This window comes from Bordetella avium, from assembly GCF_034424645.1.
Lineage (GTDB): Bacteria > Pseudomonadota > Gammaproteobacteria > Burkholderiales > Burkholderiaceae_B > Bordetella > Bordetella avium.
In genome coordinates, this window is record NZ_CP139969.1 from 742,959 (window position 1) to 756,807 (window position 13,849).

General features: G+C 58.5%; 19 protein-coding genes. 16 read left to right on the top strand and 3 right to left on the bottom strand.

Features of this window, described 5'->3' with window-relative positions; all coding sequences use genetic code 11:
* Positions 1-190: 190 nt before the first annotated feature.
* Together U0029_RS03490 and U0029_RS03495 are read right to left on the bottom strand one after the other, a co-directional pair.
* Positions 191-1,018 (bottom strand): DUF6414 family protein, encoded by an 828-nt coding sequence (locus tag U0029_RS03490; protein WP_127815134.1) that lies wholly within the window; start codon positions 1,016-1,018, stop codon positions 191-193.
* Positions 1,019-1,251: 233 nt separating this feature from the next.
* Positions 1,252-2,325, bottom strand: coding sequence for a S24 family peptidase (locus U0029_RS03495; RefSeq protein WP_114852940.1), 1,074 nt, complete (start codon positions 2,323-2,325; stop codon positions 1,252-1,254).
* Between the two features lie 71 nt (positions 2,326-2,396).
* Here U0029_RS03495 and U0029_RS03500 point away from each other — a divergent pair, with 71 nt between their 5' ends.
* Complete coding sequence (locus tag U0029_RS03500; protein ID WP_114852939.1) at positions 2,397-2,654, top strand: transcriptional regulator; 258 nt, start codon at positions 2,397-2,399, stop codon at positions 2,652-2,654.
* 13 nt (positions 2,655-2,667) lie between these two features.
* On the opposite strand, the gene U0029_RS03505 is transcribed toward U0029_RS03500, so the two are convergent.
* Complete coding sequence (locus tag U0029_RS03505) at positions 2,668-2,832, bottom strand: hypothetical protein (protein ID WP_170137966.1); 165 nt, start codon at positions 2,830-2,832, stop codon at positions 2,668-2,670.
* Between the two features lie 21 nt (positions 2,833-2,853).
* On the opposite strand from U0029_RS03505, the gene U0029_RS03510 reads away from it, so the two are divergent.
* From U0029_RS03510 to U0029_RS03580, 15 genes are all read left to right on the top strand, one after another.
* Entirely contained in the window at positions 2,854-3,186 is a 333-nt protein-coding gene (locus tag U0029_RS03510) for a CII family transcriptional regulator (protein ID WP_114852938.1), read from the top strand.
* 1 nt (position 3,187) lies between these two features.
* Positions 3,188-3,661 carry a hypothetical protein gene (locus tag U0029_RS03515; RefSeq protein ID WP_114852937.1) on the top strand — a complete coding sequence of 158 codons (474 nt, stop codon included), beginning with the start codon at positions 3,188-3,190 and terminating at the stop codon, positions 3,659-3,661.
* On the top strand, positions 3,658-4,029 hold the full coding sequence (locus U0029_RS03520) for a Ref family protein (protein WP_114852936.1): 372 nt from the start codon (positions 3,658-3,660) through the stop codon (positions 4,027-4,029). Before U0029_RS03515 ends, U0029_RS03520 begins: the two co-directional genes overlap by 4 nt.
* A gap of 43 nt (positions 4,030-4,072) precedes the next feature.
* Positions 4,073-4,807: a YdaU family protein gene (locus tag U0029_RS03525; RefSeq protein ID WP_249037552.1), complete on the top strand. Its 735-nt coding sequence runs from the start codon at positions 4,073-4,075 to the stop codon at positions 4,805-4,807.
* A complete protein-coding gene (locus U0029_RS03530; protein WP_114852934.1) occupies positions 4,794-5,492 on the top strand; it encodes a hypothetical protein in 699 nt (232 codons plus the stop codon). Before U0029_RS03525 ends, U0029_RS03530 begins: the two co-directional genes overlap by 14 nt.
* Positions 5,489-5,860 carry an endonuclease gene (locus U0029_RS03535; protein ID WP_114852933.1) on the top strand — a complete coding sequence of 124 codons (372 nt, stop codon included), beginning with the start codon at positions 5,489-5,491 and terminating at the stop codon, positions 5,858-5,860. The genes U0029_RS03530 and U0029_RS03535 overlap by 4 nt, the downstream gene beginning before the upstream one ends.
* A 40-nt stretch (positions 5,861-5,900) precedes the next feature.
* Entirely contained in the window at positions 5,901-6,347 is a 447-nt protein-coding gene (locus tag U0029_RS03540) for a hypothetical protein (RefSeq protein ID WP_115600669.1), read from the top strand.
* Positions 6,347-6,748, top strand: coding sequence for a hypothetical protein (locus tag U0029_RS03545; protein ID WP_115600670.1), 402 nt, complete (start codon positions 6,347-6,349; stop codon positions 6,746-6,748). Before U0029_RS03540 ends, U0029_RS03545 begins: the two co-directional genes overlap by 1 nt.
* A 409-nt stretch (positions 6,749-7,157) precedes the next feature.
* Entirely contained in the window at positions 7,158-7,664 is a 507-nt protein-coding gene (locus U0029_RS03550) for a Rha family transcriptional regulator (RefSeq protein WP_114852894.1), read from the top strand.
* A 74-nt stretch (positions 7,665-7,738) separates the two neighbouring features.
* Positions 7,739-8,107 (top strand): hypothetical protein, encoded by a 369-nt coding sequence (locus U0029_RS03555; protein WP_114852867.1) that lies wholly within the window; start codon positions 7,739-7,741, stop codon positions 8,105-8,107.
* A gap of 38 nt (positions 8,108-8,145) precedes the next feature.
* Complete coding sequence (locus U0029_RS03560; protein WP_114852868.1) at positions 8,146-8,730, top strand: terminase small subunit; 585 nt, start codon at positions 8,146-8,148, stop codon at positions 8,728-8,730.
* Position 8,731: 1 nt separating this feature from the next.
* Positions 8,732-10,327 carry a TerL protein gene (locus U0029_RS03565; protein WP_114852869.1) on the top strand — a complete coding sequence of 532 codons (1,596 nt, stop codon included), beginning with the start codon at positions 8,732-8,734 and terminating at the stop codon, positions 10,325-10,327.
* Between the two features lie 10 nt (positions 10,328-10,337).
* Complete coding sequence (locus tag U0029_RS03570; protein ID WP_114852870.1) at positions 10,338-11,792, top strand: DUF1073 domain-containing protein; 1,455 nt, start codon at positions 10,338-10,340, stop codon at positions 11,790-11,792.
* A gap of 4 nt (positions 11,793-11,796) precedes the next feature.
* The gene (locus U0029_RS03575; protein ID WP_236824171.1) at positions 11,797-12,522 is read left to right on the top strand and encodes a phage head morphogenesis protein; all 726 of its coding nucleotides are present in this window, start codon (positions 11,797-11,799) and stop codon (positions 12,520-12,522) included.
* Between the two features lie 40 nt (positions 12,523-12,562).
* Positions 12,563-13,843, top strand: coding sequence for a DUF2213 domain-containing protein (locus U0029_RS03580; protein WP_236824170.1), 1,281 nt, complete (start codon positions 12,563-12,565; stop codon positions 13,841-13,843).
* The last annotated feature ends 6 nt before the right edge of the window (positions 13,844-13,849 follow it).

Below are 13,849 nucleotides of genomic sequence, written 5' to 3' on the forward strand. Positions count from 1 at the left end.
AGAGCCGTTCGCGTTTGGAGTCGGCCTGATCCACCGGTCGAGTATCTTGCGGCCGGAAGTTGGGGCACCAGTCGCAGCCCACCCTGGCGCCCGATGCTGCCACCTGAGTTTCCAGGGGGGAAGGGGTGGCCTGCCCAGAAAGCACAAAGCCCCTTGAGAGGGGGGGCTTTGTGCTTGGGATTTCCTGGAATTAGCGTGTGCTGGGCTTGATGGCCCGAAAGATCGCAATTGGGTTAACCGCATAAGCATCGCCGGGGCGGCCCATCGCTTCTCGGATGGCTTCCATTACGGGGAGCAAACCATCCGAAATGGGTTTGCCTATTTTGATAGAAGTGCCTGGCGTGTCGTTCCCATCAGGCAATGCATCAAGTACCGCAAGCACATGCCAGTCCCCTTTGATGTTTGCCCCGTATGTAAGTGTCAGCGCGGACGGATCGATGAGCATATGGTCCTCGTGAAGCACTGACCAAGCTACTTCCCCTCCGACTGTGCTCAAGTAAAGCTGCGGCATGGGCGGCATGACCTTCAGAGCCGCCCCAAGCTGGGCAACCTCCGTTTTCTCAGCAGCCTTTGCCGCTTTGTTGGAGTGTGTTGTCTTCACTTGGCCAAGCATGAGGTCGGTGAATGCACTCCACCCAGCTTGCATGAAGCTAATGTCAATAATGTTGGCTTGGCCGTGGATGTGGATCACCGACCCAATTGGCGCTCCGTTCAGGCCTTTCGAGACGTAGTTAGCCTCAGATAGCGTATCCAGCAAATTAAGGGGTATGCTCCATTCAGTATTGAAACTACGCTCCATAGTTTCTGTAACTGACTCGACGGAAGACCCGCCCCCTTTTAGAACGCCCGGAATTCCGCCGGCTGCATTTACTTTGCTGCTATCAGTTGAGCTGCTTTGGTACTTCGTAGAAAGAGGTACGCCGTCCGCTACGAGTTGCGCTAGCCACGACTGGGCCCTGGGCTTATCTAGATACAGAAAATCATAGAGAAAATCTATGCTTGGTGACTCTTGACCCACGCCGCATCTCCTCTTCAACACGGGCTTTTCGTTCTTCGACTTTTTTTTGGCGTTGCAGCAGGCTATTTCCAAGTGCCAAAAGTGACAGCCGCAAGGGTTCCGCAGCTTTTGCTGCAGAACGTGCGGCCTTCAAAATTTTCTCTTGGTCTTGGCTCATCAGCACATTGTATTGAAAGTTCCTGAACGCGCAAATCTGATTTTAAGCATCAGCATGCTGAGTTGTAGGCTCTTTTTTACCGCCGCACCCACTGCCCCTGCTCATCCTCCCCCAACTGAGCGCCAGCCCACACCACGCGCCCCAGCACTCTGACCGAGGCCCCATCTTCCAGGGGAATATCCGGATGCCGCGCATTGAACGACCGGGCCACCCAGCGCCCCGTTAGCCGATCCTTAGCTACCGTCTTGACGAGCATCTTCCCGTCATAGTTGATGGCGTAGACGCCGCCGGCGGCCAGGTCATGCAGGGTCAACCCCAGATCGGGCACAACAAGCAGTGCCGCTCCATCTCGGATAACCGGCTCCATGCTGTCGCCTTTGGCGTAAACCATTCGCCCGCGCTGGCCGTCCGCGCCGACCGAGCGCAGAAAAGAACGACGGAAATACACGTAGCCGGTCATTTCTTCGGTGTGGTTCTCGATACCTTCGCCAGCGGCAAGGCGAACATCCGCCATCTCAGGCACCGATTCCCATTCATCATTATCTGCATGCTGCTCGGCGGCTACGACATTAACCGCGGTTGCCTGCGCGAGGCTCAAGCGCGGAGTAACGTATGCCGGGACTGGCTCTTTAATCTGGGTCGGCGCCGGGGGTATGCCTGGAATGCGCATAGGGAATTCGTCCGGCGCAGAGTCAAAGTTCGTGGTTCGGCTGCCAGTCTTTGCCTCTGAGGCCGCCGGCTGCCTGGACACCGTGATGCCTATTTTAAGTTGGGCAACCGCTAGAGCCAATGCTCCTTCCAGCGCCCTCAGTTGACTCTCGGGCAGCCCTCGGATTTCCGATTCGTCGATCGATGGGAACGGCCACGCGTAGGGTTTGTTTGATTGCCCGGGCGAGGCTTCCGAGCTAAGCGCAGCGGCTTTTCCCGCTTCTATCGCCAGTCTTGGACTTATATCCGCAAGCGGGCAGCCAAAGCCTGCCGCGTAGGCTGTGGCCGCCTCCAAGTTTAATGGTCGTCGGCCGGTAACGTGCTGGTAGACCATCGCCTGGCCCCCAGGGATTTTGTTCTCACGAGCGAAAGCTGCGCGGTTCACGCCCTGAAAGCGTGCGCGCAAATTTTCCGCTTCTTCTTCTACCGACCATATCTTCATATAGCAATGCTATTTAAATAAATCTATAGCATGGCTTGCGTCAAAACTATAGCAAAGCTATAGTTCAAGCCATGAACCTGAACCAATACCTAGACCGGAAAGGCTCGCCCAAGGCCGCCGAGTTTGCGCGAATCATTGGGGTTTCTTCGGCGCTCCTCTATCAGTGGCGCCAGGGGATTCGACCCGTTTCCGTTAAGTGGTGCCTCGCCATTGAGAAGGCCACCTCTGGGCTGGTAACTCGCCGTGAGCTCCGCCAAGACGATTGGCAGCTTTTTTGGCCCGAGCTTGCGAATCAATCCACTCCCAAGCAAGAGGCCAGCCATGCGTGAGGAATACGCCCAATCAATGCAGCGTAGCGCCCACATGTTCCGGCTCGTCGTAGGCGGTGCGCTCACGCTCCGCGCACAGCTCGCGGAACAGATCCATTACGACGGCATCGGCCGGGTCTTCAAAGTGGCGGCGGGCAAGGTCTTGCGCGGCGCTCAATAACTTCTCTGTATCACTCATTGCATCCCCTGGATTTACATCATGAACGAGCAAGCAGTATCCGACGAGCAGCGTGCAATGGTAAGCAACATCGGCGCACGGCTTCAGGCTGAGGTGTTGCAGCGTCTTGCAGCCATCACGCAGAAGCATGCGGCCGAATGCATGGGCGTGCACCCGAGCAAAGTCAGCCGGATGGTGAGCGAAGACCTGATGGAATTTTGCTGCCTGCTTGCAGCGGCTGGGTTCCAGCTCACCACCGGAGATTCGGTAGTTATGGATCAGAACGAGCAGATCGCCATTGAAAGCATGGCGCTCAAGTGGATGCAGGCCCGACACCAAGCGCGGCTGGAAACTGTCCGCCAAAAGGCAAAGTGATATGGCAAAGATCGCCCTCCGCGTGGACGAGCGCGGCAAGCTCGCGGGCCTGACGCCTTTTGATGACCGCGCATATAGCCGCTTCAAAAAGAAGCTGGGCCTTCTGCGCCCTGGTGACACGATCAGCTTTGAGCATCGTTTCCCGCGCAGCCCGAAGTTTCACCGGCTGCACTTTGCGCTGCTTGGCGCGATCTTCGACAACCAAGACCAATTCGTCAGCCCCGAGGATCTTCGTAAGTGGGTTGAGGTTGGCGCTGGGCATTGCCGGTTTGTGCCCGGCCCGAAAGGGCGTCTGGTGGCGCTGCCGTTGTCTATCTCCTATGAGAGCTTGGACGACGCCGAGTTTTACGACCACCACATCAAGGTAGTGGAGTTTCTGCGTTCGCAAGCTGCTACGCGTTTTCTGTGGCCTGACGTAGATGACTCGGCAGCACTGGCAGGCATCGAGGCGATTCTGGCGGGGTTTGGTGCATGAAAGGCCGCAACCCTACCGCAGAACAAAAGCGCTTCTGGGACATGTTGGCCCGGAACATCGGATGCGTGGCATCCCGCATGGATGGCTTCTTCGATAGCCAGTGTTCGATCCATCACATTGACGGCCGGACTAAGCCTGATGCGCATTGGCTCGTGTTGCCGCTGTCGGCGGGCAATCACCAAGACGGGACTGGCGCACCTGGGCGCATTGCCGTCCATCCCTGGAAAACACGATTTGAAGAGCGCTACGGCAAGCAGCGTGATTTGCTGGTCTGGTGCATCGAACAACTGCAAGCCCAAGGCTTGAACGTCCCTGATGGCGCTTTGCGGGCCGCTGGGATGCTGGAGGAAAGCCGTGCATTACTTTAAGCGGAACATTGGGGACTATCACAAGAAGGCTGGGCGTCTGTCCATGCTTGAGCACGGAGCGTACACGCTCTTGATCGACTCGTGCTACGACCGTGAACGCTTCCCCACCATTGATGAGGCAATTGACTGGTGCTGGGCCAGAACGGAAGAAGAAATCGCGGCCGTGCGCTTTGTCCTGGGCAAATTCTTCGATCTGGTTGATGGCCGGTATGTGCAAGCGCGCATTCAAGAAGAGATTGACGCCTTCCATGCTAAGTCTTTGAAGAACAAAGAGATTGCTGAAGAGCGCGAGGCAAAGCGCCGCACGGCTCGTGAGCAATCGAGCACGAAACGTGCACAAGGCGTGAACGAAGCGCCACCTAACCAAGAACCAATAACCAATAACCAAGAAAAAGAAATACCCCCTAACCCCCGCAAGCGGGGGCAGTCGTTCGACGCTGCCGCGATTGATCTGCCGGACTGGCTTGACCGTGAGTCCTGGGAAACCTGGGTCGCTGACCGCAAGGCCCGCAAGAAGCCGATCACCGAGAAAGCCGCCGAGCTGCAGATCAAGCAGCTTGCAGACCTCTTGCAGCAAGGGCACCCCCCGGCCGACGTGATCGCGCACAGCATCGCCAGCGGCTACCAGGGGCTGTTTGCGCCGAAGGCGCGGGGCAATGCCACCCCGGCGAGCAAGTCTCAGCGCATGGACGAGTGGAACGCCGAGCTGAATGATGTTCTGGCCGAAAGCCGTCGGCCGACCGAGATTTTCATGGGGACGATTGATGCAACTCACTGACCACCACATGACATCGCTTGGCGCCTTGGTCATCAACGAAATGCGGCTGATGTACGGCACGAAGTTCGGCCAGCAGTGGCAGGGGCTGACAGCGCGAGAGCTGAAGGATTCCTGGGATCAGAAGCTGTCCGGCCTGACCGAGCGCGAAGTCCGAACGGGCCTGACCGCCTGCCTGACCCGTGACTGGCCGCCGAGCTTGCCCGAATTTCTGCGTTTGTGCCGCCCGTGGATGAATCCCGAGGTGGCTTACCACGAGGCGGTCGTAGGTATGGCTTCGCGTCGTCGCGGCGACATGGGCACGTGGTCGCATCCGGCGATTTACTGGGCAGCCGTCCATGCTGGATCGCATGACTTGCTCAACAGCTCGTACAGCGTGATGAAAACGCGCTGGGAGCGGGCTTTTGGCGACGAGCTCGCCAAGGGGCAATGGCACGGCATCCCGGAGGTGCTTGAGGTATTGCCGGCCCCAGGCCAGACCCAGGCTACCCGCGAAGAGGCTGCCGCTGCGCTCAAGGCTATGGGTGCAGACAAGGTTCTTGAACCCAAGCGGTCACGAGATCCGCGCAACTGGGCCAAAAAGATTCTGGAGGAGCAGGAAAGGAAGGGCGGCAGGCGCTACGCGTTCGCCACGCTGACGATGGCAAAGCGGGCGCTTGGCCTTGAGCTGAATCCGGGGGAAGCATGATTTCCCTTCGTCTACCCTGGCCGCCCAAAGAGCTGAGCCCCAACTTCCGGGGCCATTGGGCGCCGATCTCGCGGGCGAAGAAAAGCTACCGCACCGCTGCGCGTTTGACCGCAATGAAGGCGTTGCGCCACGCAGAGAGATTTGACCGCTTCGGCGGTGTGCGCATTACCTACGAATTTTGCCCACCGACTGCGAGAGCCTACGACCGGGACAACCTGGCGGCGCGGATGAAAGCCGCTACAGATGGAATCTCGGACGCGCTGGGTATGAATGACCGTGGCTTTCACTTCGCGCCGGTTGCCATTGGCAGCAAAGAGAAGGGCGGGCTTGTCCGCGTAACCATTGAATCGCTCAAGGAGGGCGTATGACGATTATTCAGAAACCCCGAGCTCGGCAGGAGCGCGGCGCATGGCTCGTCTGGTGCGCCCATATCGGCCCCAGTCCTCGGGCGACGTTCGACGAGGCATACCGGGCCTGGGCTACGCGGCGGGGCATCAATCACTCAAATATCGGAGCGGCGTAATGGGACACCCGAGAACAGTTGAGCAATCTGACCGTTACTGGCGCCAGGCGGCGGTAGAGCGGCTGCGCGGTATGGGCATCAAGCTCAACCGATTCCGCCAAAACGCTGAGGGCGTAGCTTCAGAGATCCGCAGGATTGAGCCAGCGTACCGGGGCGGCGATCCTAACCTTGTGATCCGCGCCTGGATGGGAGCTGCCGCCGCGCCGAAAGTGGAAGTGCAACGCCGAATCTATATGCCCAGCGCAGCTATGCGATTCGCGGCGCTGCGCAGCCAGCAGGCTGAGCCGAGCCTGAAGGCTTTGGGCTCGCCCTCTGTGCGGAGTTATCCGTAATGCGTAGAGCCGTTGGAGATTCGGCTATCCCGCGCTGGGTCGAGGACGAGCTGCACAACTGGGCGCGTTCGCAGTGGGAGGGAGAGTGGCCTGGGCCTGGCCGCCCGGATCACGGCGCACCCGTGGTTTGCGAATTTCCGCGGCAGCCAGACGACGAGGGCGGCGATGTACTGGTTCCGATCTGCTACGACCGCGCCTATAAGGTACACGCGCTATACGAAGCCCTGCCGCTGATCGAGCGGCGCGTGATCCAGGCTGAATACACCAGGCGGCGCGAATACGGCGATATGACCATCAAGGAGCGGCAGGAGGCAGCGAGCCAGCTCATCGGCATTCCGGCGGCCTATTACAAGATCGCGCTGGGCAGTTTCAAGATTCAGGTGTGGAGGATGTTTGAATGAAGTACGCGCGGGAGATCTTGGGTTTGATGCGGCCGTATCCTGGGCGGCAGTTCAGAATGGCCGAATTGGTCAGGGGCGTAAATCCCATGGCGGAAGGGGCCGAGCGTCAGCGGATTCGGAACGGTGTGTTGCGCGTGTTGGCTGAGCTCGAGCAAAACGGCTCAATCACACGGGTGGGGCCAGCCCAGGCGCGAGGTGGGTATGCTCTCTACTCGTGGAAAGTGCCACATGAGGTTTATCAAAAGTGCCACCTAGAGTGCCATAATTCTCGCAGGACAATTGCGCCCTGAAGAAACGCAGCCCGCTAGCCGAAAGGTTCGCGGGCTTTTTTGCGTCTGCGCTTGTCCCTTAAAGCTGACTCAGATCAGCGATGCCCGCATTCATGGGCTTTTATCCTGAGAGGTGCGATATGGATTTGACTCAAGTGCAAGATATGGTCTCGCTGGCCGGTGATCGGCTCGTGACCGACTCCCGCCGCGTGGCCGAGAAATTCAAAAAGCGGCACCGTGATGTGCTGCGCGCTATTCGGGTACTGGAATGTAGTGCTGACTTCAGGGCGCGCAATTTTGCGCAGTGCTTTGAAATCAACGACTTAGCGAACGGAAAGCCCGAGCCGGACGTCCAGATGACCAAGGACGGATTTATGTTCCTGGTGATGTGCTGCGCGACCCGCGCAGCCGCCGCCGTCAAGGAGTCGTTCATCGAGGCGTTTAACTCGATGGCCGAGTACATCCGGTCGGGCCGGGAGGGGCTGTGGCAGCAGATGCACGCCTTGCTGGCTACCGATGCAGACTCCAAGGCTCGCGCCTCGGTGGGTTCCCGGCTGATGCTGGATCGTAAGCGAGAAAAGCCCTTGCTTGAACAGCGATTTGCCGATCTGATGGCCCGCATCCAGCACCCGTTACGGCTCGCATAGATTTACCCGCCTCTCATGGGTTTGCCCGCCACGTGCGGGCTTTTTTATTTCCACTCCGCTTTGAGGTGTGAAACATGGACTCGCTCAGTCTAGTTGGCGTTGCCAGTGAAATGCACTTCGATCTGTTTGACGATGGCATCGACCTGCCTACTGAGGAGATTGAGGCTCTGTGGCACACGGCGGCTGATCGGGCACAGATGAAGATCGAGGGCGATGACCTGCCGATTGTGCTGGTGTACATGGCGCTGGCGAACTTTAGTGATGCGATGGCTGATCGGCTTGGTCATAAGGTGGGCGACGCGGATTTTGCGTTCCAGTGGGCAAGTGGCTTGCCGAACTTTGACCGCGGCTGCCGCGACTTGGCAATTTTCACGGCCCACGCTATGGCTGACATGAAGGATGCAGGCGATCAACTCGCTGCGCTGCGGCAAACAATTCACTGACCCGGCCAAGCGCCAGGTTTTTATTTGGAGCATTACGTATGGCGCTGACAGCAAAGCAGCGCCGCTTCGTGGATGAGTACCTCGTTGATCTCAACGCCACGCAAGCGGCGATCAGGGCGGGGTATAGCAAAAAAACCGCAAGGCAGATAGGTGAAGAGAACCTGTCAAAACCTGACATCGCCAAGGCGGTTCAGGAGGCCCAGGCGGCTCGCTCCAAGCGCACCGAAATCACTCAGGACATGGTGCTGCGCGAGCTGGCCAAGATCGGCTTTGCGGACATTCGTAAGGTCGTCAATTGGGGCAGCACGACGCTACAGGCGGGCGTCGATGATGACGGCAACCCTACGACCGAGGTGCACCATGGCCTGGTCTTGGTTGCATCCAATGAAATTGACGACGCGACGGCTGCCGCCATTTCCGAGGTGTCGGAAGGGCGCGAGGGGCTGAAGGTCAAGTTCCACGACAAGAAAGGCGCACTGGTGGATATTGGGCGCCACCTTGGCATGTTCAAGGATCGGGTGGAGCATTCCGGCCCTGGTGGCGGGCCAATCAAATCGATATCGGCCGTGGCTGCCACCCCGGAAGAAGCGGCCAAGATATATCAGCAAATGATGAGCGCCTAACATGCCGATTCCTTTCCCATTCGACTTCAAGAGCCCTGATTACAAGGCTGTCTTCGAGTGGCGGATAGAGAGGCTAAACCGTATCAGGGCGAATCCTGCATGCTTGCCTGCCATGAAGGCTTACTACAAGAGCCATCCTGCGCAGTTCATTATCGACTGGGGCATGACGCTGGACCCGCGAAATGTTGAGCGGGGGCTGCCATCGTCTGTGCCGTTCCTGCTGTTCCCCAGGCAAGAGGAATGGGTGTATTGGTTCATGGAGCGTTGGAAGCGCCAAGAGCCTGGAATCACCGAAAAGACCCGCGACATGGGCATGTCCTGGCTGACCATTGGCCTGGCCTGCACGCTGTGCCTGCACAACAACGGCATGGTGCTGGGCTTTGGGTCGCGCAAGGAAGAATACGTAGACAAGATCGGCTCGCCTAAGTCGCTGTTTGACAAGGCGCGCACGTTTATGCGGATGCTGCCTGCCGAATTCAGGGGTGGCTGGGATTCCGGGAAGCATGCGCCGCACATGCGTATCATCTTCCCGGAATCTGACTCCATCATCACCGGGGAATCTGGGGATGGCATCGGCCGAGGCGATCGCACCAGCGCCTATTTCGTAGACGAATCGGCGTTCCTGGAACGCCCACAACTGACCGACGCATCGTTGTCGCAGACGACGAACTGCCGCCAGGACATCTCTACCCCCAACGGTATGGGCAATCCGTTTGCTCAAAAGCGCCATAGCGGCCGTGTGCCGGTGTTTACGTTCCACTGGCGAGATGATCCGCGCAAGGATGATGCATGGTACGCCAAGCAGGTTGAGGAACTTGACACCGTGACGGTGGCTCAGGAAATCGACATCAACTACGCGGCTTCTGTTGAGGGGGTGGTTATCCCATCTGCCTGGGTGCAAGCTGCTATCGGAGCACACCAGAAGCTAGGCATTGACCCTAGCGGGCGTAAGTACGCCGGTCTAGACGTGGCTGACGAGGGCACCGACGCAAACGCCTATGCGATGCGTCACGGGGTACTGCTGGCCAACCTCGACATGTGGTCAGGCAAGGACAGCGACATTTACAAGACGGTCGTCAAGGCCTTCGGACTGTGCGAGGCGGACGGCCTGAATGCGCTGGATTACGACGCTGACGGCCTTGGCGCTGGGGTGCGTGGGGATGCTGCTGAGATCAACCGGCAGCGCAGGGCTGCGAATCGGCCGCCTATCCATGCCAACCCCTTCAGGGGATCTGGAGAGGTGTACGACCCAGATGGCGAGATGGTGCCAAAGCGCAAAAACAAAGACTTCTTCGCCAATGCCAAGGCTCAAGCCTGGTGGGCGCTGCGTCTGCGCTTCCAGGCTACGCACCGCGCCGTGGTTGAGGGGCAGGAATACAAGCCGGACGAGATCATCTCGATTTCGCCTGACTTGAAGCACCTGACACAGCTCACGATGGAACTGTCGCAGCCAACCTACACGGTCAACACGGTTGGCAAGATCGTTATCGACAAAAGGCCAGATGGCACCAAATCCCCCAACTTGGCGGACGCGGTGATGATCTGCTACCAACCCGCAACCCGCGCCCTGAGCGTGTGGGAGGCGCTAGCGAAATAAGGGAAGACGGATGAATCGCAAACAACGAAAGGCGATGGCGCGCCAGGCATCTGCTGCGCCTAAGCCTACCCGCGACTCGTTTGTCAACTTTGAATCGCGTGTCGGCATCCAGGCCGCAAACCAAAGCAAAGCCGGTCATTACACCTTTGATTACGTCACCCGAAACCGCATTCAGATGGAGGCGGCTTACCGGTCGTCTTGGGTGTGCGGTATCGCTGTAGATGCTGTAGCGGAGGACATGACCCGTGCTGGCATTGACATCCATTCGGATCGCCGGCCGGAAGACATCGAGAAGTTGAACAGCGCGATGGAGCGCTTCCAGATCTGGAATCAGCTTTGCGATACGGCCAAGTGGGCGCGTCTGTATGGCGGTGCGATCTGCGTGATGCTGATCGACGGCCAGGACGTTAAGACGCCGCTCAACCTTGATACGGTAGGCCCTGGCCAGTTTAAGGGCCTCCTAGTCCTTGACCGCTGGCTGGTTCAGCCTTCGCTACAAGACCTAGTGACAGAATATGGGCCAGACATGGGTAAGCCAAAGTATTACCACGTCTTGGCCGATGCTCAGGCTTTGATCAACCAGACTATCCACTATACCCGCGTGATCCGCATGGATGGCGTGGAGCTTCCCTACTGGCAGCGCATCGCCGAGAACCTGTGGGGCCAGTCAGTCCTGGAGCGCCTGTGGGATCGCCTGTTGGCGTTCGACAGCACGACCCAAGGTACGGCCCAACTCGTCTACAAAGCCCATCTGCGCACATACAAAGTAGAGGGGCTGCGCGAGATCATCGCGGCGGGCGGCCAGGACAGCGGCAACCTTGCATACATGGGCTTGCTGGGTCAGATCGACATGATCCGGCGCTTCCAGTCTAACGAGGGGATGACCCTCATGGACGCGAAAGACACGTTTGAGGCGCATCAGTACTCGTTTACTGGCCTGGATAACGTGCTGCTCCAGATGGGTCAGCAGATATCAGGGGCCACGCAGATTCCCATGGTGCGCCTCTTTGGGCAGGCTCCGGCAGGTCTTAGCGGAAACCACGATGGAGAGCTGCGCAACTACTACGACCAGGTGAGCCAGCACCAAGACCGCAAGCTAAGGCCCGGTCTAACCACGTTGCTGGATGTGATCCACCGGTCTGAGCTCGGCTCGGCCCCTGATGAAAATTTCTCGTTTGAGTTCCGCCCTCTTTGGCAGCTAAGCGACACCGAGAAGGCAGAGATCGCCGAGAAGATCACAAATACTGTGGCAACCGGCTTGGATGCTGGTTTGGTTACGCAGAAGACAGCGCTGTCGGAGCTGCGTAATGCAAGCCATGTTTCCGGCGTTTGGTCCAAGATCACCGACGAGGACATTGAGTCCGCCAACGATGACCCACCTGACCCGGGAGAAATGAATGTACCTGGCTCAGAGATTGGCAAGCCGGGCCAAGACCCGAACGCTCGACAAGAGGCACCGGCGTAACCCTGTGCCAACCAGGAAGGCTGAGAATTCCTTTGCCTTCCAACTGCGTAAGGTCGCTCGGCACATCGGGGAGATCATCAACGGCTTCCCCGCTGGAGACCCTCAGTATCTGCCGTCGATTGACGACATGCTGCGGCGATATTCGGACGCGCTGACGGCTTGGGCCACGGTCACGTCTCAGAAGATGTTGCTAGACGTTGACCGACGCGACAAGCAGACGTATTTCGAGAAAGCCAAGGAGATGTCCAAGGCTCTGGCAGATGAAATCCGGAATGCCCCGACGGGCGAGGTCATGAGGGGCTTGCTGGCGGAGCAGGTTGGCCTCATCAAGAGCCTGCCGCTAGACGCCGCTAAGCGCGTGCATGAGCTGACGCTCAAGGGGTTGGAAGACAGCACCAGGGCGTCAGAGATAGTGAAGGAGATTCAGCGATCCGGCGAGGTTTCCGAAAGCCGAGCAACGCTGATTGCACGCACGGAAGTTGCTCGTACTGCTGCCCACCTTACCCAAGCTCGGGCGCAGTACATCGGCAGTACGCATTACATATGGCGAACTTTAGGCGATTCGGATGTAAGGCCCGGGCATAAAGCCATGAATGGCAAGGTGTGCGCCTGGAGCGACCCACCTCTCGTAAATGAGGGCACTCCAGCGGCGCCAAATTGGATAGCGCACCACCCGGGGGAGATATGGAACTGTCGCTGCTATGCGGAGCCGATTATCCCCGACCTTTAAATTTGGCTGGGGAGCATTCTTAATTGGAGCTAGGCAAACAATGTCGATAAAGACAAACGACAAGACGCCGATGCCTTTTTATACGGTGCAGAAACTTGGTGAAAAGCAGGAGCTTACCAACGAAGGCTTCTTACTCTGCCGGGATGTGCCTATCGCACGTATCGGTGAGCTCCTATACGCCGATGGTGAGGTGCCTGTAGAGGCAACCCCAGACGGTCTCATAAAGATCAACCGCAGCCCAGAAGAAGTATTTCGACCGGAAACGATTGCCAGCTTTGAAGGAAAGCCGGTCACCCTGGATCACCCAGACGACTTTGTGACGCCTGAGACATGGCGCCAGCTTGCGGTGGGTACGGTGCAGAACGTGCGCCAGGGTCAAGGCATCGAGAACGATTACCTGTTTGCGGATCTGTTGATCACCGATGCGCAAGCTATTGAGGACATCCGGTCGGGCCTGCGGGAAGTTTCCTGCGGCTACGAGGCGGATTACGAGCAGGTAGAACCCGGGCGCGGGGAGCAGCGCAACATCATCGGCAACCATGTTGCCCTCGTGGAGCGTGGCCGATGCGGGCCTCGTTGCGCAATCGGAGATAAGGAACCGAGTATGAAAAAGAAGACCCTCGTGCAGCGGCTCTGGGGCGCCTTTGGCACCCGGGACGCCGCGGCAATGACAGAAGCCATGGAAGAGCTGGAAACCATGGACGAGTCCGAAGAGAGAAAGGACCAGAAGGAAGCAAAGGATGAGTCGGAGGAAAAGGTTGACAACGACCTGGACCGCGACATCTTGGCCCGCATGGATCGTCTGGAGGCTATGGTCGCCAAGCTAGTGGATGGCGCGACCGACAAAGAAAAGAACGACGACGAGGAAAAGACGAAAGACACAATCCTCAACGCCGAAGAGGGCGAGCACAACACCGAGGCCAAAGGCGAAGCCTATACCGGCGACAGCCTGCGGAAGCTGGCTGAACGTGCCGAGATCCTGGCGCCTGGCTTCAAGCTGCCGACCTTCGATGCTGCCAAGGGCATGACCGCCGATGCGGCTTGCTCTTGCCAACGCAAAGCCCTGGCCGCCGCCTACGACACGGAAGCAGGCCGAAAGGCTATCGAGCCCTTCCTGGGAGGGAAAACTGCCGACTTCGCTGGCATGAAGCCCGAGCAAGTGGTAGCGATCTTCGCAGGCGCCGCCGAGGTCCGCCGAATGCAGAACAACGCCGCTGGCATCCGATCCGGCATCACCACTCGGGACTTTGGTGGGCCGGTGACGGCTGCCGAAATCAACGCGCGTAACCGCGCTCATTGGGACGGCCGTTCGGCCAAATAACTGAGG

Bases quoted from the DNA above. Each gene is read 5' to 3' on its own strand.
- U0029_RS03495 (WP_114852940.1), bottom strand. From the start codon at position 2,325: ATGAAGATATGGTCGGTAGAAGAAGAAGCGGAAAATTTGCGCGCACGC.
- U0029_RS03500 (WP_114852939.1), top strand. From the start codon at position 2,397: ATGAACCTGAACCAATACCTAGACCGGAAAGGCTCGCCCAAGGCCGCC.
- U0029_RS03505 (WP_170137966.1), bottom strand. From the start codon at position 2,832: ATGAGTGATACAGAGAAGTTATTGAGCGCCGCGCAAGACCTTGCCCGC.
- U0029_RS03510 (WP_114852938.1), top strand. From the start codon at position 2,854: ATGAACGAGCAAGCAGTATCCGACGAGCAGCGTGCAATGGTAAGCAAC.
- U0029_RS03515 (WP_114852937.1), top strand. From the start codon at position 3,188: ATGGCAAAGATCGCCCTCCGCGTGGACGAGCGCGGCAAGCTCGCGGGC.
- U0029_RS03520 (WP_114852936.1), top strand. From the start codon at position 3,658: ATGAAAGGCCGCAACCCTACCGCAGAACAAAAGCGCTTCTGGGACATG.
- U0029_RS03525 (WP_249037552.1), top strand. From the start codon at position 4,073: ATGCTTGAGCACGGAGCGTACACGCTCTTGATCGACTCGTGCTACGAC.
- U0029_RS03530 (WP_114852934.1), top strand. From the start codon at position 4,794: ATGCAACTCACTGACCACCACATGACATCGCTTGGCGCCTTGGTCATC.
- U0029_RS03535 (WP_114852933.1), top strand. From the start codon at position 5,489: ATGATTTCCCTTCGTCTACCCTGGCCGCCCAAAGAGCTGAGCCCCAAC.
- U0029_RS03540 (WP_115600669.1), top strand. From the start codon at position 5,901: ATGGCTCGTCTGGTGCGCCCATATCGGCCCCAGTCCTCGGGCGACGTT.
- U0029_RS03545 (WP_115600670.1), top strand. From the start codon at position 6,347: ATGCGTAGAGCCGTTGGAGATTCGGCTATCCCGCGCTGGGTCGAGGAC.
- U0029_RS03550 (WP_114852894.1), top strand. From the start codon at position 7,158: ATGGATTTGACTCAAGTGCAAGATATGGTCTCGCTGGCCGGTGATCGG.
- U0029_RS03555 (WP_114852867.1), top strand. From the start codon at position 7,739: ATGGACTCGCTCAGTCTAGTTGGCGTTGCCAGTGAAATGCACTTCGAT.
- U0029_RS03560 (WP_114852868.1), top strand. From the start codon at position 8,146: ATGGCGCTGACAGCAAAGCAGCGCCGCTTCGTGGATGAGTACCTCGTT.
- U0029_RS03565 (WP_114852869.1), top strand. From the start codon at position 8,732: ATGCCGATTCCTTTCCCATTCGACTTCAAGAGCCCTGATTACAAGGCT.
- U0029_RS03570 (WP_114852870.1), top strand. From the start codon at position 10,338: ATGAATCGCAAACAACGAAAGGCGATGGCGCGCCAGGCATCTGCTGCG.
- U0029_RS03580 (WP_236824170.1), top strand. From the start codon at position 12,563: ATGTCGATAAAGACAAACGACAAGACGCCGATGCCTTTTTATACGGTG.